A 19375-nucleotide genomic window follows, 5' to 3' on the forward strand; every position below is an offset into this window, starting at 1 on the left:
CAACCGCTGCAGCCCTTGCCCATCCAGGAGGCATGCCATGAGCGAGCAGTCCACCGACCTGCGCGAAACCGTCCGCAGGCGTTATGCCGCCGCGGCGGTCCAGGTCACCGAGGGCGGCTCGGCCTGTTGCGGCCCGCAGGCCGTGGAGGTCGACGACAACTTCGGCTCCGCGCTGTACGCGGCCGACGAGCGCGCGTCCCTGCCCGCCGAGGCGATCGCCGCCTCCCTCGGCTGCGGCAACCCCACCGCGGTGGCGGACCTCCGCGAAGGAGAGCGCGTCCTCGACCTCGGCTCGGGAGGCGGCATCGACGTCCTGCTCTCCGCCCGCCGTGTCGGCGCGAGCGGCAAGGCGTACGGCCTGGACATGACCGAGGAGATGCTCGCCCTCGCGCTGGCCAACCAGAAGAAGGCCGGTGCCGCCAACGTCGAGTTCCTCAAGGGCACCATCGAAGCGATCCCCCTCCCGGCGAGCAGCATCGACGTCGTGATCTCCAACTGCGTCGTCAACCTGTCCACCGACAAGCCCGCGGTGTTCGCCGAGATGTTCCGCGTCCTGGCGCCGGGCGGCCGGATCGGCATCTCGGACGTCGTCGCCGACGACGGACTCACCCCGGCCCAGCGCGCCGAACGCGGCGACCACGTCGGCTGCATCGCCGGCGCGCTGTCCTTCGCCGAGTACCACGAGGGCCTGGCGGCGGCAGGATTCACGGACATCGCCCTCACCCCGACCCACGCGGTCGCCGACGGCATGCACTCCGCCATCGTCCGAGCGACCAAGCCCGCCACCGCGTCCGCCACCGCCGGATCCGGTGCCCCACTGCCGCCGGCACAGGACAGCGAGGGCAGCTGCAACTGAGCACCGACCGACCGCACTGCGCCCCGGGCACCCACCCCGCGCAACCGAGCCCCCGCACGCCGCACCCGGTTGTTCAGGGTGCGCTCGTCGTAGCCCACCGTGGTGGTGCTCTTGCCGAAGTAGACCGGGTCGCCCGAGACCAGCGCCGTTCCCTGTGCCCGGACTCCCGCGTTCGCCGGCCTGCTCGACCGGTCTGTGCGGATCGACGGGCATGGCAATCGGCTGTCGCGTCATCCAACGGCCCGACGGTGCATGTCCCGCAACCGCCCCGACGATCCGCGGCTGTTCCCGGAAGCCGCCCCGAGCCTGCTCTCCCTCGGCGCCCGACTGGGACACGTTCGCCCCGGACCTCACCAGCCGGGCCACGGAACTGGACCGCACCGGCGGCGGACCGGACAAGTAACGGTGGCCCGGCCGCCCATGTCTGCCCTGCGCAACTGAGCCCGCACACGACGAAGGGCCCCACCTTGCGGTGGGGCCCTTCGACATCGTGCCCGGTGAGGCACTGGCGGAGGATACGAGATTCGAACTCGTGAGGGGTTGCCCCCAACACGCTTTCCAACTGTCCGCGCGGCCGGTCAGGGGCGTACGTAGAGGTTCGCCTTGCAGGCCAGAGAGCTATACGCACGTCGATGAACGAGAGCGACCCTCGGCGCACTGGACAAAAACTAGGACAATGAACGTCCCAGCCCAGAGTGAGCCTATCTGTGTACGGCGATCACGTGACGCGACTCATCGAGGGACGGCACTATACGTGCGTGGAAGTTGCCGAGCTGGTACTCAGGTACGTGAAGGCCCTCGTGTGGCCCCTCGTCACGCTGACATTGCTTTGGACATGGCGCGACCGCGTTGGTGAGGCTATCGGGCGGTTGAGTCGTGTGGAAACGCCAGCGGGGGCCTTGGAGTTCCAGAATGAAGCGCGGCGTGTCCGTGATCGCGCCGCAGCGGTAGCGGAAGAAGAGTCGGCACCGACTGGAACCGCACCTCGGCCGCGCCCTGAGCCTGAGCCCGAGCCGCGCCCTGAGCCTGAGCCCGAGCCGCGCCCTGAGCCTGAGCCCGAGCCGCGCCCTGAGCCTGAGCCCGAGCCGCGCCCTGAGCCTGAGCCCGAGCCGCGCCCTGAGCCTGAGCCGTCTTGGGAATCTCGAGCCGAGGCGGTACGTAACCGCTTTTTCGCCCTCTTTGCGGCAATTGATCAACCGGATGACGTAATCGAACGGTCTCCGACGGGAGCGATCGTGTCTGCTTGGAATGCCTTGCAGACGTTTGCTGAGGAAATCCTGACCCTGCACCCAAGTGTGCGGCCGCGTCATCCGACACCGGGGCGGGCGGCGCCGGGCGAGTTGGTGCGGATGCTGCAAGAGGCGGGATTGGACCCGGAAGCCGTAAACGTGATGCATGATCTGCGTCGCTTGCGTAACTCCACAGTCCATGGAACCGCTGTAGTCACACCTCAGGCGGCAAGTGACTTTGTTCGGGGTTGTTTGTACGTTGCTTACGTTATGTACGATTTGATCTAACCTGTGGCTAGTTCTGCTAGCGGCGCGTCACGCGGAGGGGGCGTTTCCACAGCGGCTTTCAAGACCGGTCTGCAGGGCGGGGTCAATCGCCATCCGACCAGGACTCACTCCGCCTATAACCGCCGCCAGGGAGGCCGCTTGGCCAGAGGTTGGCCAGAGCGTCGCTTCGAGCTCTGCTCGGCCTCGCCTACGAACCCGCTTTCCAGCTATCTGCACGGCTCTGAGGCCCCAAACGTCACACAGCAGTCCCAGCGGATCACGCCGGGCGGAGGCCGGTCGCTGAGGTTGCTGTACTTCCGTGCTGTACGGCGCTCAGCTGTCTTAGCCAAGCTGCCAAGACTCCTCCTCGGAAGCCCGTATCCCCGCGAGACTGCTCACGTTCATCTTTCTGGGTATTACTCCGCAGGGCCCATCGCTTCGGTGATACTGCCGAGACGCCTGGTGGCATTTAAGTCATGTTGGCTGATATCTGGCTGCGCAGTGTCGTACGTGCGTGCGAGACTGCGATCCCGGTCCACCGCCTCCGTGCCAACGCAAAGCGGGAGCGTGACAGTGAAGCAGAAGCTGAAGCGCCGAGGCCCTCGCCGCGGCTTCAGGGCGAACGCCACCCGTCCCCCCGCTCGCCACCGGGGGTTGGGCTACGCTTGCCGTAGCGTGACGGGAGGGGGCCGTGTGGGGGAGCTGGAAACCTGGCAACAGGAGCAGATCAGCCTTGCCTACCTGTCTGCCGTAGCTACCCGGGCCGGCGCCACCTCTGCTCAGTGGAACGTCGATAAAGACGGCGTAGATGTGACTCTGAAGCGAGATCACATCCAAGTCGAATTCCAGATGAAATGCTCATTTTCGCCCACCCTCCTGGCTGACGGCGAGACCTACGCTTTCGACTTGGATATCCGCACCTATGACTGCCTGCGGCACAAGAACAGGTCAGCCGCTGGCTTCCTCGGCCTCGTAGTCGTTCCGCGCGACTTGAACGACTGGCTTGTGCATGACGATGAATCTCTTCTGATGCACTGCGTCGGCTACTACGCAAGAATCCAGAACCTTCCGGCAGCGACGACGGAGAGCACGACTCGCATCCATCTGCCAAAACAGCAGAGGATCGATTCGGATGGCCTGGACAGAGTCTTCGGGTACGCCTTTGACCGGCTTTTCAAGCCGCAGTCCGAGGAAGGGGGTCAGTGAACATGGTTGAAATTGGTTTCGAAGAAATTGCATCTTATCTTCGAGGTTCCGGGTGGCGCCGCTCCCTCTCCGGCCCCTTTGCCGAAATTTGGCACCCGAGAGGCGACGACCAGTGTTCGGTATTCGTCCCCAGAGAGAAAGACTCGCCCGACTTCTTGACCGCCCTCAAGATTCTCACCAAAGAAGTTTCGCGCATCGAGAATCGACCCGAAAGGGATATCAACCTCGAAATTTCGCGCCAATTCGTTGATGTTACGGATCTGCGCGCAGAGGATGAGGACATTGCCGACGGCACAATTCCGCTGTCTGTCGGAATAGGGCTGTTTAACTCTGCTCATCGCATGATGGTGTCTGCTGCCGCCGCCACACTGCACCGCCAGAGCTACTACGGTAACTCGATGCCTCGTGCTGCCCATAAGCATGCCCGTCGCATGCGGCTAGGGCAAACCAGGCCAGGCTCTTACATCGTTCCCGTAATCAGTAGCGCGAGATTCGGCGCTCTGGTTTCAGAGGAGTTTGGTGAACCAAGGCTTGAGGCAACAGCTGATGAATCGTACTTTGAACGCCGAATGTTGACCACCCTTTCTCGCGCGCTCGAAACTCTTTCGCAATTGACAGTGGTACACGGGCGAACACCAAGCAAGTTGGATGTCCTCGGCGCTGTCGATGAAGGTGTCTCAAGTGAACTTTGCGCAGCTGTCCTAGATGTCATCGGAAAAGGCGGCGTTGAAGCCTTTGATGTCACCTTCAATTGGGCGCCGAGTTCACCAGCCCCCAGAGGGCTGCCAGAAAAAATTGAGTTTCCTGGCGCGGCCGCAGAGTTGATTGAACGTGTCGAGTTCGAACTAAAGGAAACAAACGCTCCAGCCGAGCGAATTCTGTACGGGGTAATTAGGCGTCTCGCCTTGGGGAAGAATGACGCGACTGGCCACGTCACTCTTGAGACGATGCTTGACGGTAAGCCGCGAACGGTAGGTTTTGATCTGCCGCTTCACGTTTATCGTCGAGCAGCGCATTATCACGGCGAACGTCGGCCTGTCATTGTGCGAGGATTCCTTGACGCTCCTCCAGGGCGACGCGCAACAATGGAGGTGACTGCTTTCGATGCTGACCGGTCTGTTGCCTCATTTGAAGACGCCGAAGTAGAAGCTGAGTAGACGGCAGCAAGCCCGTCCTCGACTCCGCCTTTAGCTCTCATCCCATCCACCGTGTACCGCGCCTGTTCGGCTCTGCCCTTGGCGCCGGTGGATGGAATGAGAGTCCCCGTTCCCCGCAAGGTGCCCGTGGCCGGGAACGACGCCCCCTCCCGCCCGGCGCCGGCTGCCCCTTGCCGGAGGCGTCATCTGTGGCCATGGGCCGCGAGGCCGGGTGGCCGACTCATGGCTTCCGGGCTATCCGCAGTGGGCGGGCATCGGCGCGCCCGCACGTACGGAATGCGGCCGCTCGCTCAGGCAGCGAAGCGGAGCCGTTCCGGCGTAGGTGTCCGGTCTGAGAACTCGTGGTCTACCGACGTGGCGGGACGCTGGGCGAGCCACCCGGAAACCCTTGGGCCGCCGTTCACCGCGCCGCCCTCGCGGACCGTGCGGACATGCTGGAAGCCATGGTTCAGGTAGTACCGCTGAAGGGCCTCGTTGGTTGTCCATGCGTCAAGCCGTACCCACCTGGCGCCTGCGCGGTGGGCGCGGTCTCCGGCCCAGTCGAGTAGTCGGCCGCCGAGGTTCTGCCCGCTGTACTCCCGGGCAATGGTGAGCTTGTTGACGAACATCGACGGCTCGGCGAGTTCGTCGGCGGTCCACAAGCCTGCTTCGGCGTCCGGGGTCAGCGTGATTGTTCCTGCGGTCGTGTGTCCGTCGCGCAGCATGAACACCGTGCCCTGTTCGATCGTGGCAAGGAGCTTGTCCGCGGGATAGGGGCGGCTCCACTGGTCAGAGCCAAGGCCGCGCAGCCAGGCTGCCGCCTGCTCACGGAAGGCGAGCAGCTTGGCGACGTCGTGCGGTTCAGCGGGTGCGATGATCACGCGTTCTCACTTCGGGCGGACAAGTCGCCGATCTCGTAGTTCATGCGGTTCAGGTCCCCCCGGAACGTCGTGATCGTGCAGCGGATAGGCCGTTCCGCGGAGTACCCGGTGCGCGTCCAGAGCATCACGGGCACACCTGCCCCCACCTCCAAAAGGCGAGCCTCTTCGGGGGTGGGCATCCTGGCGGCCACTTCGTCGAAGTAGCCAACCTGCTCGATTCCGCTCGAAGCGAGGTACCGGGTCGTGCCCTCTTCGATGTCACCCGGTTCGGCCAGGCGCGGCGACTCTTCGACCAGCCACGACGGATAGTAGGTCGCCTGCGTTGACCAAGGAACGTCGTCCACATAGCGATGACAGAACCGCAATACGGTCGTCGTACCCGCAGTGATCTTCAGTCGTTCGGCGACGTAGTCCGACGACGGGAGAACCTCGACTCGGAAGGTCTGCGAGGGGCGGCGGCCGGCATTCGTCACGTCGGTGCTGTAGGCGTCCCCTGTCTGCGGGAAGGTCAGATTCTCGAACCGCGACGCGTTCAGCTCGAAGACCTCGTGTGCTCTGACCTCGTAGCCAAGCCCTTGACTTGACGTGATCAGACCCTCGCTGACCAAGAGACTCAGGCCGTTGCGGACCGTGTTCCGCGACGCGTCGAAACGCTGCTGCAAGTCGTTCTCAGACGGCAGCCGCGCCCCCCGCGCATAGGTGCCGCTGTCGATCTCGCGACGCAGCGCGTCGGCCACCTGGCGGTACTTCGGCTGCTTGCTCATGGGTCCATCATCACTCACTCGACCAACTTGTTGGTACATGTAGCCCCGATCCCCTTGACGACTCACTGTCCGTGGGTGCAGCATCACTGCATCAACTTGTACCAACAAGTTGAGCAAGTGGTGCAACACCATTGAGTGTGCCTGCTTGTGCTGACAGCCCGGAGGAAAGCCCGCGAGGGCGAGTACGACGGCCCGGCACTTGATCGACCTGCTTCACCTGCACGAACGCACAGGGCGGGGACGCTGCAATCCCGCTAAAGGCCAGGGGACAGGGCTTCGGCCCGACTGGCGAGGTGGCCCGGTGACCGCGAGCAACGGCCGGAGTGTGGGGACAAGGTCCCCCTTGCAGTGCGTATCCCCTGGTCAGCGACGTGAAGGAGTGGCAAGTGAGTCGACGAAAGCGATGGGCGCGGCCGTGATCGACCGACACGGCAGCGCCGCTCCACTTCTTGGCCCGTGAGCGCGAACGAGCGTCATGGGCCGACCGGTCATCTTCGACCGCTTCGCGACGGCTATCGCCGCGCCGGTTGCCTCCCTCGCCCGTGCTGGCCGCTCTGCGGAGCGGGCCGGTACGGGCGGGGCTGAGGGGAGCCGGAGCTACCGACTTCAACGGCGCGCGGTCCCGGTGCTGGAACACCGGGACCGCTGTACGGGCCGTTTACCTGCAAGGGAGACCACGACCCATGGAACACATCATGACAGTTCAGACGGCTGTCACGGCGTTCGCGGACTACATGGAGCCGACGCCCGGTGAACTGGAGGCGATCGAGCGGGAGATGCCCGAGTTGCTGGCGGACGTCGATCTGTTGGACGCGCTGATCATCGCGATGGACCGCACGCCGACCGAGCTGGACAGGCAGCGCATCCGCCGGGCCCGGCGCCGGCTGTGCGCCGCGCGCCGCGACCTGGTCAACCAGGCCGCCACCGACCGCACGTCGGGCGGTGCGGCGTGAGCGAGGACCCGAACTTCCAGGACCGCATGTTCCTGGAGAGCGAAGCCGTCTACCAGCGCATCGTGGACGGCCAGGTCACCGACGTAGAAGCCGAACTGACGGAGGCCCAGTTCCGCGCCTCGCAGGACGGGGGTGCGGCATGAAGGCGAAGACCGTACTGCCGGCCGTCGCGATGACGGCCGTGTCCATGGTCCTCACCCTGGCGGTGGTCGTGATGTGGCTGGGCACGGCCATGCCGTGGCCCGTCGCTCTGGTCGTCGGGCTGGGAATCGACGGAGGGTGGCTGGCCACGCTCGCCTACGAGCGCCGGCTTGCCGCGCAGGGCGACCACAACACCACCGTGACCGCGGTCGGCTGGTCGTTCGGCCTGCTCGCCACCACGGTCCTCATCGCGCACGCCCTGACCGCCCACCACTCCGTGAGTGCGTGGCTGGCCGTGGCCTGGCTGCCAGTCGCCGCCAAAGCCTTGTGGCTGGTGCACGGAATGTGGGAGCGGACCGCCCTCACCGACAAGGCCCTCGGTGCGATCCGCGGCATCCAGCAGGAAGCCCGGGACGAAGCGGCCGTTGCCCGCGCCCGCCTGCGGGCCGAAGCGGCGACCGAGGAGACCCGGCTGACGGCCGTGACGCAGGCCGGCGCCCGCGTCGCCCGCATCCAGGCGCAGACGTCACAGGCACTCGCCAAAGCATGGTCCACCCTGGAATCCGCCCGTGAGGGCGAGGACTCGGGCAGGGCGCTGACCAGCGTGACGGGCCGCGTCACACCCGACGTCGCACCCCGGTGGGAGCTCCCGGTGTGGGGGCCGTTCGAGCCCGTGCGCGCCCTCGACTCCGGGCCTGCGCTGAGCGACGCGGAGCTCGACACGCTCGTAGACGAGATCCGCTACAGCCAGAACCCGCCCCTGTCCTACCGCGAGATGTCGGTGCGCTTCCGGGCCGCCGGCCACTCCGCGTCCGAGGTCCGCCTGCGGGCCGCGTGGAAGCGCGTGGTCGCCTGATGAGCGGCCGGTTCGGCGAGTGCTACGACCCGACCGGAACCGTCCACGGGGTGCCCACCTACCCGTGGCGGTACGCCCCGGACGGCTACGCCACCCGCCGCCAACTGCGGGAGCAGGGCCTGAGGCCCGGCGGGCAGCCGATAGCGGCGCAGGTCATGCGGATCAACCGCCGTACCACCGGCCCCCGCGTCGCTTACCTGTACCGCGTCGAACTGGCCCTGCCGGTACGGCCGATGACGTCGCGGAAGTGGGGCGCGCTCGCGCTGGCGATGCTCGCCCGCCGCACCTGCCCCGCCTGCCTGCTCGACGTCGGCTACTGCATCTCGCGCACGTACGGCATGTGCGGGCTGTGCATCCTCGCCGCGGAACAGAGCTCCCGCACCAACCCCACCACCACTTCGGCCGGTTCGGAGGCAGCGTGAAAGCCAAGGTGAGCGCGCACCGGGTGCGCGGCTACGGCGGTACCGTCCGCACCGCACAGCGCCTGACCGAGGAGGCCATGCGGTTGGTCGCCCGGTCGGTGTCGGGTCGGATGCCGGACGTCGAAGTGATCCTGACCGACCCCCGCGGCCTGGCCGAGCTGGCCACCGCCGCGGATGCGGAGCTGGCCGGCGTGCTCGACTCCCGCACCCGTACTCGCGTCGAGAAGGGGGCGCGCCGGGCCCTGCGGGACATCTCGGCGTGCTCCATCCCGCGCCGTGACGGTCGGGTGCTGGTCCTGGTCAACGTCGACCGGCACCCGACTCCGGCCCTGCTCGCCGTGACCCTCGTGCACCAGCTGGTGCACGCCATGCAGGTCAGCCGACCCAAGGTTGTCGACAAGGTCATTGCCAGCGAGCGCGACCGCTTCCGCGTCGAGCGGATGTCGAGCCGGGCCCGCCGCGAGTTCGACCGGCAGTTGGACGAGCACGAGCGCGAGGCGTACAGCCGCGAGCACCTGGCCGACCACCTCGTTCCCGGCGCCTCCAGCCGCACCGCCTGATCACTGTTCAGGTCCTCAACCGCGATCACCCCTGCACGTCGCAACGCCCAGCACGGAGTCATGACGCCGGGGCGGCCCCATTGCCCTGCCCGGACCACGGGCCGCCCCGGCTCCCAACCACCGCCCCCGAAGGGGCAGTTCTGGAGACCTCCAGCATGAGTGAGAACGTCGTCAGCCTCTACAAGAACCCCGGACCGGACCCGGTTCCGCCGACCACGCTCACCGTGGTCTCCGACCCGGTGCCCTCCCCGGCCGTGCCCGTCCCGCTGTGGGTGCGCTCCGGACGGGCCGTGAAGACCGCCCTCACGCACGAGAACACCAGGACCGGCGCCCGTGCCGTCGCCCGCCACACCCTCTACGTCGCCGGTGGGGCGCGCATCGTCGGCAAGCGCACGTGGGACGCCCGGACCACCGCCCGCTACGAGCGGTACATGCGCACCGCAGAGGCCGCTGGGAACATGGAGTTGGCGGCGGAGTGGGAGGAGCGGGGGCAGCGCTACCGCGAGGCCCGCCACCGCCGCCGCATGGACCTGCTGACCTCACCCGTCGACGCGGCCCGCAGCATCGTCGTCGGTACCGGCGTCGGTGTCGGTGGCCTGCTCGCCCTGGGTGTCGCCCTCGCGATCGCCACGAAGGACGTGACCGAGACGGTCACCCCGATCATGGCGGTCATCAACTTCATCCAGCTCATGGTCACCATCGTGACCGTGGTCTGGGGACCCGCCCTCACGATCACCCCGTTCCTGGCCCTGCTCGCGCTGTGGGCGGTCGGGTCCAAGCAGCACGCCGCACCCGCGTGGGCCCTGCCCGACAACGTTCGCAACGGCGAGGGCGAGCCGATCACCCCCTCGATCGTGGTCAAGGCGCTGCGGGACCTCGGAGTCCCCGCGCTGCGCACTGCGATCAAGGAGATGGGAGACGCCGGCGCGTCGATGCTCGGGCCGATCCGGATCGCCGGATGCGGTGTCGAAGTGGACGTCACCCTGCCGTCCGGGGTGTCCACGAACGAGGTGCAGCAGCGCCGCCGGAAGCTCGCGGAGAACCTGAGCCGGCACGAGCACGAGGTGTTCATCACCATCCCCGCCGCGGCCCGCACGGTGCGCCTGTGGGTGGCGGACTCTGGGGCGCTCGATGAGCCGATCGGTCCGTCTCCGCTGGTCACCGACGAGGCGCTGACCGCCGACTACACCAAGGGCAAGGCGCCATGGGGGCAGGACCTGCGGGGCGATGCCGCCTCGCTGAGCCTGTATCAGCGGCACCTACTCATCACGGGATTGTCGAACCAGGGCAAGACCGCCTCGCTGCGCTCGCTCGCCCTGTGGCTTGCCTTCGACAAGTCCGTTGAGTTCTGGATGGGAGACCTCAAGGGCGTGGGCGACTGGGCGATGTTCGACGGTCTCGCCGCCCGGCTGATCCAGGGGCCGACCGATGAGCACGTGATCCAGGTCACGGAGATGGTCGAGGACGCGGTCACCGAGATGAACCGGCGTATCCAGGAACCGCCCGGCACGGTGTTCCCGCCGCTCATGGTGATCGTGGATGAGGCGCAGATGGCGTTCATGTGCCCGGCCGTGGGGGACGACAAGCGGCCCTACGGCGGGAGCAAGGCCACCTCCCGGTACTTCATGGCGGTGCGCAAGATTCACAACCAGGGCCGTGCGGTGAACGTGCTGATGTGGCAGGGCACGCAGGACCCGACCGACCAGAACCTTCCCAAGCTGGTCCGGGAAGGCGCCCATACCCGCGCCTCCCTCGCGCTGGGCACGGAGTCGCAGGCTCGTATGGCGCTCGGAGACAAGGCCGTTGACGGGGGCGCGGCACCGAACCTGCTGCGTCCCGGGCTCGACAGGGGAACCGTCGTCGTCGCCTCAGACGGGATCGACATCCCGGCCGGACAGGCGTCCATCACGGTCCGCACGCACTACATCAGCACCGACGACGCAAAGGAGATCGCGACCCGGGCGAAGGCGCTCCGGGACGGGATCACCACTCTGCACAGCATCGACCGCACCGAGGAACGCAATCCGCTCGTGGACATCATCGACGTCATCGGAGATGCCACACGCGTGCGGACCAAGGACGTCCTCGCGCGCCTCAGCACGCTGCTCCCGAGCATTTACGGCGGCTGGTCGTTCATCGACCTCAAGCGCGTCCTGGACGACGCCGGCGCCTCCCCGAGCAAGTCGGACGGGGTCATGGTCGTCCACCGCGAGCGCGTGCAGCGCGCCCTCGCCGCCCACTGGGACGAGGGTTCCGCTTCCGCTGCCGAGTAACAGGGAGCCGACCCCTGACGGGTCAGGGAGGCAGGGAGAACTCCCTGAACGCCTCCCTGACTCGCCTCCCTGCACCTGACCTGCACAAATGATCAGTCAGGGAGGCAGGGAGGCACGCAGGTCAGACCCTGAAAACCCCCCTCAGAAGCCTCCCGGCAGGGGGTGTCTTTGCCTCCCTGCCTCATGTTCGGAAGGGATTCCGTATGTACCCCGAACACGCCTCCCACGGCCCCGTGTCGCGGGCCGTGGACGTCCACACGCCGGTTCCGCTCCCGCCCGCCGTGGCCATGTCGGCGCCCGTCGCCGCGGTGCAGCCCGGCACGGTCCCGGCCGTGGCGAGCATCGTGCTCCCGAACGGCCAAGTGGTCACCGGCTACGCCATGAGCCCGGTGCAGCCCGAACCCCTCACGGTGAAGCCGGCGGTCTCCCGCACCGCCGTGAACGTCATGGCGGGCGGGGTCGGGTTCCTCGCGGTGTGCGGCGGGCTGTTCCTGCTCACCGCGTTCATCACCGCACTCACCGCGCTCATCACGCAGTTGATCGTGTTCGCCGCGGTCTGCTTCGGCGGGTTCGTGGCCGTGCAGGTCTGCCGCACGGGCGGTCACCGCGGCGGGACCACGGTCAACATCCGCAAGGCAGTGATCAAGCGGAACAAGTTCTACGGCTGACGGGAGACCCCTCGTGCGACTGCGACTCCAGATCATCACCTGGCCCCGCCGGGCGTTGGTCCTCGCCGACACCCCCCGCCCCGACTGCCCGGACTGTGAGGGCGCGGGCGGGACCGAGTGGGACTACGGCGACGAACAGGGCGAGTACGCCGGCACCGAATGGGAACCCTGCGGCTGCTTCACCGGCCGCACCTGTTTCCTGTTCCCCCTGCCCCACCGGCCCCGCGTGCTGCGCCGCCACACGAACGCCCCCGACCCCTGGGGGCCGGCGACATGACCGGCCGCGAGTACGGGGCGCCTGCCGCGGCGCGGGAGTGGGACCGGCTGCACGCGGTCATGGCCCCGCGCCCGTCGTGGCACTACGACAGTGACGAGCGCATCGGCGCCGGACGCTTCAACGACTACCGGGCCGTCATGCCGACCCTGGCACAGTCCCGGCTGGTCGTGGAAAGCCACGGTCACACCGTGGTCGTGGACCACCGGGGCGTGAGCATCGACGGTCGGCGGGCGGACCCCCGCCCGCCGACCGCCCGGGAGTCCAAGGACGTCCGCGACCCCTACGTCAGTCCCGCGTTCCAGATCACCAAGGACGGCACGGTCGTCTCCCACGGCCGCATCGTCGCCCGCCTCCAACACGACCGCCCGCCCGAGGTGTTCGGGCCGGACGGGCCGTCGTGGGCCCGCGGCGCCGGACACACGGTCATCGTCGACACCGCCGGAATCCTGGTCGACGGACACCGGGTCCTCACCGCGCGGATGCTCCCGCCGCGCCCCGGGTCCGTCCCGCTGTGGATCGCAGAGGACGGCCGTGTCTTCTACCGCGGCGCGGAAATCGCCCGCGTCGACCCGGACAAGGACGCCACCGAAACCACCCTGCCCGGCACCCCAGCCGCCCGCCCGCGCAAGCGGCGGCCCGCACCGGACCCCGCTCCGGCAGCGCCGGGCATCTTCCCGGACCACCGCGAAGCGGCCTGACCTGCCCGGACACACCAAGAGCGGCCCCCGTATCCGACCAAGAATCCGGGGCCGCTCTTGTCCACCAGCACCCTTCACAGGACTGGAGACCTCCAGCATGACCCATCCCACCGACGTTCGGCGAGTGCGCCAACCGGCCGCATTGGCAGCTGTGTTCCTGCGCCTGTTCGGCCGCAGGCCGACGCTGCTGGACTTGTACTGCTGCCAGGGCGGCGCCGCCGCGGGCTACGCGGCGGCCGGCTTCGACGTGACCGGCGTCGACATCGCCCCGCAGCCGCGGTACCCGTTCCGGTTCGTGCAGGCCGACGCGATCGCGTTCGTCCTCGAACACGGCGCCGGCTTCGACTTCATCCACGCCTCCCCGCCGTGCCAGCACGACACCGAATGCCAGCGCATCCGCGGCAACGACCACCCCGACCTGATCGCCCCCACGCGGGCCGCCCTTGAACTGACCGGGCGGCCGTGGGTGATGGAGAACGTGCGCGGTGCGGCACCCAAGCTCCGGGAGCCGGTGATGCTCTGCGCGACGATGTTCGGGCTGGCCAACTACCGCCACCGGTTCTTCGAGCCCGGCGGCGGCTTCGCCCTCAGCGCGCCTGGCCACCCCGCGCACTTGGTCCCCCAGGCGAAGATGGGCCGCCCCGTCCCGCCGGGCCACTACGGGCAGTTCGTCGGGAACTTCTCCGGCGTCGACCTGGCCAGGCGGGTCCTGGGTGTGCCGTGGATGAACCGCGACGGCATCCGCGAATGCATCCCGCCCGCCTACACCCGGCACATCGGCACCGCCGCCCTCGCCCAACTCGCCGCACAGCCGGTGGCGGTGGCCGCATGAACGCCCGCGTCCTGCCGCTCCGGCGGCCCAACGGCCTGCGCGTGCTGGACCTGTGCTGCGGTGCCGGGGGTCTGTCGATGGGCTACTGGCTGGCCGGCTTCGACGTCGTCGGCGTCGACATCCGCCCCCAGCCCAACTACCCCTTCCCCTTCGTCCAGGCCGACGCCCTCAACTACGGCACCCGCCACGGGCACGCCTTCGACCTGGTCCACGGATCCTGGCCCTGCGAGCGCTACGCCACCGTCACCAGGTGGCGCGGCAACCCGGCCGATCACCCCGACCTGATCGGGCCCGGACGCCAGGTCATGCAGGCCACCGGCCGCCCCTGGGTCATGGAGAACGTCCCCGAAACCGCCACCGCCGGCCTCCTGCGCCCGGACTACCTGCTGTGCGGAACCCAGTTCGCCCTCAACATCCGCCGCCACCGCGCCTTCGAAACGTCATGGGGCGGCGGCGGAGACCTCCTCCCGCCCTGCTGGCACCCCAAGACCCTGCTCGCCTTCGAGCACAAGGGCGAACGCGCCTACGCCGACGCCATGGGCTGCGCCTGGATGACCAACCGCGAAGCCCGCAAAGCCGTACCCCCCGCCTACACCCACTTCATCGCCGCACAGTTCCTCACCCTCGAAGGGAGCGCCGCCGCATGAACCCCGAACCCCTGCGTACCGCCCTTCACCTCGCCACGACCGGTCTGCCGGTGCTGCCGCTGCGGGCGGGCAAGGCGCCGTTCGGCAACTGCCGTGCGTGCGCGGGCAACGCGTGCGGCGGCCGGCCGAACATGGTCAGCTCCGGCCCGTGCCGGTGCCCGGGTGTCTGCCACGCGTGGGCCGCGGCCACCACCGACCCGGACGTCATCGCCTCGCCCGCGTGGGCGGGGGCGTGGCGGCGGGCGGTCTGCGTTGCCTACCACCCCGGCGCCGCCGGCCTCACCGTGGTCGACCTCGACAACGCGGCGGCCGTCGACTGGGCCCGCACGACCCTGCCCACGACCCGGACCGTGGCCACGACCCGCGGTGAGCACTGGATCTACTCCGGCGCCATGCAGTCCTCGAACGCGGTCCGGCCCGGCACCGACATCAAGTCCCGCATGTCGTACACCCGTTGGCTTGGGAAGGGAGAGGGCTTCACGGCCCCTCTCCCGCCCGCTGTGCGCGCGCTGGCAGTGAAGGCCCCTTCCCCGCTCCGCGGCATCCCACGGCCCCTTGCGGTGCCCTTGACGGGCGGGCAGGGGGCGTGCCCGCACCGTTCGCCCGCCTATCTCGAACGCGGGATCACCATGGCGGAACAGCGCATCACCGGAGCGTCCGAGGGCGTGCACGCGGCTGTGTACCGGACGTTCCTCGCGGTGCTGTCCACGCACGGCCGGTGCGGCTGCCTCACCGACGTCCACGTCGGCCGGCTGTTCGCCGCGGCGCACGCGAAGGGCGAGAGCGTGCGGCACTGCTCCGACGCGTGGGCCAACGCCCGTGCCCGGCTGGGGGTGTGACCGTGGCCGACGACGACAAGGACCCGGCGCGCGAAGTCATCACCACCTACGCGCAATCCCACTTCCGGTACTTCCGCACCGCGGACGGCACCGTCTACGCCCAGCGCAACGGCCACCCCGTGGCCCGCCCGATCCGCTCGCAGGGCACCACCGGCAGCCACCGCCAGGAACTCATGGTCGGTCTCTTCCGCGACGGCCGCGGCGTCTTCAACGGCACCGCTCTCAAGGAGGCACTGGACTTGATCGAAGCACTCGCCCTCACCGAGGACGTGCAGCCCGTCCACATCCGCGTCGCCCCCGGCTTCGACGGGGCCACCTGGCTCGACCTCGGACGCGCCGACGGCCAGTCCGTCCGTATCCACCCCACCGGGTGGGACGTCCTGACCCCCGACCCCCGTGAGGTGTCCTGGCGCCGTACACAGCTCACCGGGGAACTCCCGCTGCCCGCGAAGGACGCCGGCGACAAGGGCATTGACCGCCTGCTCCGGCTCACCAACTTCGCCACCGCGGAGACCGAGTGCCTGGCCGTTGCCTGGCTCATCGGGTGTCTCGGGCCGTCCGTACCGGTGCCCGCCCCGTTCCTCACCGGACCGCAGGGAGCGGGCAAGTCGACCGCCGGGCGGATGCTCGTGCGGATCGTGGAAGGCATGACCGGCGACCTGCGCCGCGCACCCAAAGACGAAGAGAACCTGATCACCGCCGTTGCGGCGGGCTGGGTCACCGCGCTGGACAACCTCTCCCACATGACCCCGGAACTCTCCGACGCGATGTGCTGCATCGTCACCGGGGCCGAGAACGTCAAGCGCGCCCTGTTCACCGACGGAGACGTCTTCCGTGCCCGCTACCGCCGCCCCCTGCTCCTGACCGGGATCGACGTCGGCGTCATCCGCCCCGACCTCGCGGAACGGCTCCTGCCGTTGCGGCTGGAACGGCCCCGGGTGAGGCGCACCGAAGCGGAACTGTGGGCCGAGTACGAGGAAGCCCTGCCCGTGGTCCTCGGCTCACTGCTCAACCTCACGGTCAAGGTCCGTGCGGTCGCCGCGGAGACGCCCACGGATCTGCGGATGGCGGACTTCGCGCACCTGTGCGCACAGCTCGACGCCGCGACTGGTTGGGGATCGCTCACCGCCTACCGGGCCACCCTCGACGACCTGAATGACGACGTCATCGAAGGCGACCTGCTCGCACAGACCGTTCTCCGGCACGCCGCGGACATCGCCCCGGGCGCCGGACAGCAGATGACGTCCACGGAGTGGCTGCACCTCCTCACCCGTCTCTACAGCGGGGATGACTGCCGGGCCCTGCCCAAGGGATGGCCCACCACGGGCAAGGTGCTCTCCGACAGGCTCAAAAGGCTCCAGCCCACCCTCGCCGCCCGGGGCGTCATCATCGACTCCGGCCGCACCCGCGGAGCCCGGTACATCGAGCTGGCCCGCACGCCGGCGCCGCCGGGCGAACAGCAGTCGCTCTGAGCGCCCGCCGATACCGCGGCCGTGGTCCGCGCCTCAACAGCAAGAGGAGCACACCCCCGCGTGTGTGCTCCTCTTGCTGTTCGGCGGCGGCGCCGCCCTGCGACGGTCGCGCCGCGAAGCGGCCCGTTCTTCACGCTCTGAGCCGCACCGCACCACTACAGACAGCCCCTCTTTTTCCTAAGTAGGGGACGGCTGCGTCACAGCGTCACACGATCTTGAAAAACGGCCTGTGAGCTGCGCAGAAGGGCGTGACGCAGACGGCCTTTCTCTGCGTCACGCCGCGTCACGTGCGTCACCCGTGACGGACAGCCTGCGTCACGGATGACGCACCCCCACCCGTCTGCGTCACAGCAAACCCGCAGGTCAGAGCCCCTGCGTGACGCACGTGACGCTGTGACGCAGAAATCCGAACCTCGGACAGACGCACGGCACCCAAGCCCCTTCCTCGCCACGGGAGATCGCATGGACACCGCCCCCGCCGAAGAACTCGACAACACCCTCGTACTGCTCACCGTTGAGGAAGCCGCCCGCCGCCTCCGCATCGGCCGAACCACCTGCTTCGCCCTCATCCGAACCGGAGAGCTGGAGTCCATCGACGTCGGCCGGCTCCGCCGCGTCCCCGCGGACGCGCCCGCCGAATTCGTCGCCCGCCGCCGCGCCACCAAACGCCGCGCCGCGTAATCCGTCCGCCTAACGAAGCCGGGGGCGGTGGCACTGCCGAACAGGCAGCGTCACCGCCCCCGCCTGCATCCCGATTCAGAAGGAAGGCCCGTGGCAGAGAAGAAGGGCACCCGCCGCGCGAACGGCGAATCAGCGATCTACTTCGGAAAGGACGGCCGTTGGCACGCCCGTGTGCCCATGGGCTACAAGGACACCGGCGAGCCGTACCGCCGGCACCTGACACGCAAGACGCGCGAAGACCTGGTCGAAGAGGTTAAGAAGCTGGAGAAGCAGCGCGACGCAGGCTCCGCACGCCAGCCGGGCAAAGCGTGGACGGTGGGGAAGTGGCTTGAGCACTGGGTCGAGAACATCGCTAAGCCGACTGTCAGCGAGAACACCTACGACGGCTACGAAGTGGCCGTTCGCGTCCACTTGGTGCCCGGAGTCGGCAAGCACCGCTTGGACCGCTTGGAGCCCGAACACCTGGAAAGCCTGTACCGCCGCATGCAGGCGAACGGGGCGCGCAAGGCGGGCACGGCGCATCAGGCGCACCGCACCGCCCGGACGGCCCTGGGGGAGGCCGTACGGCGCGGCCACGCGGCGAGGAACGCTGCCGCGTTGGCGAAGCCGCCGCGGATGGAAGAGGACGAATCCGAGGTCGAGCCGTACTCCGTTGACGAAGTGCAGCGGTTGCTGATCGAAGCCAACAAGCGCCGGAACAGCGCCCGCTGGATGCTCGCTCTCGCTCTCGGGCTCCGGCAGGGCGAGACGCTCGGATTGCGGTGGTCCGATGTTGACCTCGCCAACGAGTACCTGAAGCTGCGACGGAACCGCCTGCGCCCCCGGTACGAACACGGGTGCCCGGACGCTTCGCCGTGCAGCCGGAAGGCGGGGTACTGCCCGGACCGGGTGCAGGTCCGGCGCGAGACCAAGAACACGAAGTCCAAGGCGGGCCGGCGGGCCGTTCCCCTGCCCGGACCGCTGGTCTCGATGCTCCGTGCTCATGCCGAGACGCAAGCGAGGGAGCGCAAGGCGGCCGGCGACCTCTGGACCGAGTCCGACTACGTGTTCACCAAACAACTGGGCGGGCCCCTGAGCCCGAACACGGACTACCACGACTGGAAACGGCTGCTGGAAGACGCCGGGGTCCGGGACGGCCGGCTGCACGATGCCCGGCACACGGCCGCCACCGTGCTCATGCTGCTCGGTGTCCCGGCTCGCGTCATCGACCAGATCATGGGATGGGAACCGGGAACCTCCGACAGCATGAGGGCGAGGTACCTGCACGTGCCCGACGCGATGCTGAAGGACGTCGCCCGCAAGATCGCCGAAGCCATCTGGGGAGCTCCGAAGTCCCGCGCTGTGGACAAAAACCAGGACAACGAAGGCTGAGGACAACGACGAAGGGCCCCACCTTGCGGTGGGGCCCTTCGACATCGTGCCCGGTGAGGCACTGGCGGAGGATACGAGATTCGAACTCGTGAGGGGTTGCCCCCAACACGCTTTCCAAGCGTGCGCCCTAGGCCACTAGGCGAATCCTCCGGTCGGAACATTACATGACCCTGGGCCGTGCTCGCGAACTCGTTCCCGCCGGTGGGATCGGGTACGCTGTGCCCAGCCCCTCACGCGGCGCTATCTGACTGAACTCCCCCAGGGCCGGAAGGCAGCAAGGGTAGGTTGGCTCTGGCGGGTGCGTGGGGGGCGTCTGATTTTCCGCTCCGGTGCCCGGCTCGGTCGG

General features: G+C 68.4%; 20 protein-coding genes, 1 tRNA gene and 1 other RNA gene. 19 read left to right on the forward strand and 3 right to left on the reverse strand.

Annotated features, from left to right (window positions below):
* The first annotated feature begins 37 nt into the window (after positions 1-37).
* The 3 genes from arsM to ACFZA0_RS11405 all read left to right on the forward strand — a co-directional run bounded on the left by arsM (position 38) and on the right by ACFZA0_RS11405 (position 4715).
* On the forward strand, positions 38-856 hold the full coding sequence (gene arsM / locus ACFZA0_RS11395; RefSeq protein ID WP_391014298.1) for an arsenite methyltransferase: 819 nt from the start codon (positions 38-40) through the stop codon (positions 854-856).
* A gap of 2189 nt (positions 857-3045) precedes the next feature.
* Positions 3046-3558, forward strand: coding sequence for a DUF4365 domain-containing protein (locus ACFZA0_RS11400; RefSeq protein ID WP_391014300.1), 513 nt, complete (start codon positions 3046-3048; stop codon positions 3556-3558).
* Entirely contained in the window at positions 3555-4715 is a 1161-nt protein-coding gene (locus ACFZA0_RS11405) for a hypothetical protein (protein WP_391014302.1), read from the forward strand. Before ACFZA0_RS11400 ends, ACFZA0_RS11405 begins: the two co-directional genes overlap by 4 nt.
* Positions 4716-5005: 290 nt before the next feature.
* On the opposite strand, the gene ACFZA0_RS11410 is transcribed toward ACFZA0_RS11405, so the two are convergent.
* Positions 5006-5575 carry a GNAT family N-acetyltransferase gene (locus ACFZA0_RS11410; RefSeq protein WP_391014304.1) on the reverse strand — a complete coding sequence of 190 codons (570 nt, stop codon included), beginning with the start codon at positions 5573-5575 and terminating at the stop codon, positions 5006-5008.
* Complete coding sequence (locus ACFZA0_RS11415) at positions 5572-6339, reverse strand: UTRA domain-containing protein (RefSeq protein WP_391014306.1); 768 nt, start codon at positions 6337-6339, stop codon at positions 5572-5574. Before ACFZA0_RS11415 ends, ACFZA0_RS11410 begins: the two co-directional genes overlap by 4 nt.
* A 683-nt stretch (positions 6340-7022) precedes the next feature.
* Between ACFZA0_RS11415 and ACFZA0_RS11420 the strand changes: the two genes are divergently transcribed.
* The 15 genes from ACFZA0_RS11420 to ACFZA0_RS11490 all read left to right on the forward strand — a co-directional run bounded on the left by ACFZA0_RS11420 (position 7023) and on the right by ACFZA0_RS11490 (position 19029).
* Entirely contained in the window at positions 7023-7292 is a 270-nt protein-coding gene (locus tag ACFZA0_RS11420) for a DUF6284 family protein (RefSeq protein ID WP_391014308.1), read from the forward strand.
* The gene (locus ACFZA0_RS11425; RefSeq protein WP_391014310.1) at positions 7289-7435 is read left to right on the forward strand and encodes a hypothetical protein; all 147 of its coding nucleotides are present in this window, start codon (positions 7289-7291) and stop codon (positions 7433-7435) included. The genes ACFZA0_RS11420 and ACFZA0_RS11425 overlap by 4 nt, the downstream gene beginning before the upstream one ends.
* On the forward strand, positions 7432-8289 hold the full coding sequence (locus ACFZA0_RS11430; protein ID WP_391014312.1) for a protein spdB: 858 nt from the start codon (positions 7432-7434) through the stop codon (positions 8287-8289). The genes ACFZA0_RS11425 and ACFZA0_RS11430 overlap by 4 nt, the downstream gene beginning before the upstream one ends.
* On the forward strand, positions 8289-8711 hold the full coding sequence (locus tag ACFZA0_RS11435) for an RRQRL motif-containing zinc-binding protein (RefSeq protein ID WP_391014314.1): 423 nt from the start codon (positions 8289-8291) through the stop codon (positions 8709-8711). Before ACFZA0_RS11430 ends, ACFZA0_RS11435 begins: the two co-directional genes overlap by 1 nt.
* On the forward strand, positions 8708-9271 hold the full coding sequence (locus tag ACFZA0_RS11440; protein WP_391014316.1) for a hypothetical protein: 564 nt from the start codon (positions 8708-8710) through the stop codon (positions 9269-9271). The genes ACFZA0_RS11435 and ACFZA0_RS11440 overlap by 4 nt, the downstream gene beginning before the upstream one ends.
* Before the next feature lie 155 nt (positions 9272-9426).
* A complete protein-coding gene (locus ACFZA0_RS11445; RefSeq protein ID WP_391014318.1) occupies positions 9427-11544 on the forward strand; it encodes an ATP-binding protein in 2118 nt (705 codons plus the stop codon).
* Between the two features lie 203 nt (positions 11545-11747).
* Positions 11748-12212, forward strand: coding sequence for a hypothetical protein (locus tag ACFZA0_RS11450; RefSeq protein WP_391014319.1), 465 nt, complete (start codon positions 11748-11750; stop codon positions 12210-12212).
* A 13-nt stretch (positions 12213-12225) separates the two neighbouring features.
* Positions 12226-12489 (forward strand): hypothetical protein, encoded by a 264-nt coding sequence (locus ACFZA0_RS11455; protein ID WP_391014321.1) that lies wholly within the window; start codon positions 12226-12228, stop codon positions 12487-12489.
* Positions 12486-13187 carry a hypothetical protein gene (locus ACFZA0_RS11460; protein WP_391014323.1) on the forward strand — a complete coding sequence of 234 codons (702 nt, stop codon included), beginning with the start codon at positions 12486-12488 and terminating at the stop codon, positions 13185-13187. Before ACFZA0_RS11455 ends, ACFZA0_RS11460 begins: the two co-directional genes overlap by 4 nt.
* A gap of 97 nt (positions 13188-13284) precedes the next feature.
* Positions 13285-14019, forward strand: coding sequence for an SAM-dependent methyltransferase (locus ACFZA0_RS11465; RefSeq protein ID WP_391014325.1), 735 nt, complete (start codon positions 13285-13287; stop codon positions 14017-14019).
* Positions 14016-14666: a class I SAM-dependent methyltransferase gene (locus ACFZA0_RS11470; protein WP_391014326.1), complete on the forward strand. Its 651-nt coding sequence runs from the start codon at positions 14016-14018 to the stop codon at positions 14664-14666. Before ACFZA0_RS11465 ends, ACFZA0_RS11470 begins: the two co-directional genes overlap by 4 nt.
* On the forward strand, positions 14663-15505 hold the full coding sequence (locus ACFZA0_RS11475; protein WP_391014328.1) for a bifunctional DNA primase/polymerase: 843 nt from the start codon (positions 14663-14665) through the stop codon (positions 15503-15505). The genes ACFZA0_RS11470 and ACFZA0_RS11475 overlap by 4 nt, the downstream gene beginning before the upstream one ends.
* A 2-nt stretch (positions 15506-15507) precedes the next feature.
* Positions 15508-16977: an ATP-binding protein gene (locus ACFZA0_RS11480; protein ID WP_391014329.1), complete on the forward strand. Its 1470-nt coding sequence runs from the start codon at positions 15508-15510 to the stop codon at positions 16975-16977.
* Between the two features lie 462 nt (positions 16978-17439).
* On the forward strand, positions 17440-17658 hold the full coding sequence (locus ACFZA0_RS11485; RefSeq protein WP_391014331.1) for an excisionase family DNA-binding protein: 219 nt from the start codon (positions 17440-17442) through the stop codon (positions 17656-17658).
* Positions 17659-17748: 90 nt separating this feature from the next.
* The gene (locus ACFZA0_RS11490) at positions 17749-19029 is read left to right on the forward strand and encodes a tyrosine-type recombinase/integrase (RefSeq protein ID WP_391014333.1); all 1281 of its coding nucleotides are present in this window, start codon (positions 17749-17751) and stop codon (positions 19027-19029) included.
* Between the two features lie 62 nt (positions 19030-19091).
* Here ACFZA0_RS11490 and ACFZA0_RS11495 read toward each other — a convergent pair.
* A tRNA-Ser gene (locus ACFZA0_RS11495) sits at positions 19092-19179 on the reverse strand.
* Positions 19180-19250: 71 nt separating this feature from the next.
* Here ACFZA0_RS11495 and ffs point away from each other — a divergent pair.
* Positions 19251-19347, forward strand: an RNA gene (gene ffs, locus ACFZA0_RS11500) — signal recognition particle sRNA small type.
* The last annotated feature ends 28 nt before the right edge of the window (positions 19348-19375 follow it).

It is taken from the genome of Streptomyces sp. NPDC008150, from assembly GCF_042956945.1.
In the GTDB taxonomy this organism is placed as follows: domain Bacteria; phylum Actinomycetota; class Actinomycetes; order Streptomycetales; family Streptomycetaceae; genus Streptomyces.

Coding starts and splice junctions, on each gene's coding strand:
- arsM (WP_391014298.1), top strand. CDS start 38: ATGAGCGAGCAGTCCACCGACCTGCGCGAAACCGTCCGCAGGCGTTAT.
- ACFZA0_RS11415 (WP_391014306.1), bottom strand. CDS start 6,339: ATGAGCAAGCAGCCGAAGTACCGCCAGGTGGCCGACGCGCTGCGTCGC.
- ACFZA0_RS11420 (WP_391014308.1), top strand. CDS start 7,023: ATGGAACACATCATGACAGTTCAGACGGCTGTCACGGCGTTCGCGGAC.
- ACFZA0_RS11430 (WP_391014312.1), top strand. CDS start 7,432: ATGAAGGCGAAGACCGTACTGCCGGCCGTCGCGATGACGGCCGTGTCC.
- ACFZA0_RS11435 (WP_391014314.1), top strand. CDS start 8,289: ATGAGCGGCCGGTTCGGCGAGTGCTACGACCCGACCGGAACCGTCCAC.
- ACFZA0_RS11445 (WP_391014318.1), top strand. CDS start 9,427: ATGAGTGAGAACGTCGTCAGCCTCTACAAGAACCCCGGACCGGACCCG.
- ACFZA0_RS11450 (WP_391014319.1), top strand. CDS start 11,748: ATGTACCCCGAACACGCCTCCCACGGCCCCGTGTCGCGGGCCGTGGAC.
- ACFZA0_RS11460 (WP_391014323.1), top strand. CDS start 12,486: ATGACCGGCCGCGAGTACGGGGCGCCTGCCGCGGCGCGGGAGTGGGAC.
- ACFZA0_RS11465 (WP_391014325.1), top strand. CDS start 13,285: ATGACCCATCCCACCGACGTTCGGCGAGTGCGCCAACCGGCCGCATTG.
- ACFZA0_RS11470 (WP_391014326.1), top strand. CDS start 14,016: ATGAACGCCCGCGTCCTGCCGCTCCGGCGGCCCAACGGCCTGCGCGTG.
- ACFZA0_RS11475 (WP_391014328.1), top strand. CDS start 14,663: ATGAACCCCGAACCCCTGCGTACCGCCCTTCACCTCGCCACGACCGGT.
- ACFZA0_RS11485 (WP_391014331.1), top strand. CDS start 17,440: ATGGACACCGCCCCCGCCGAAGAACTCGACAACACCCTCGTACTGCTC.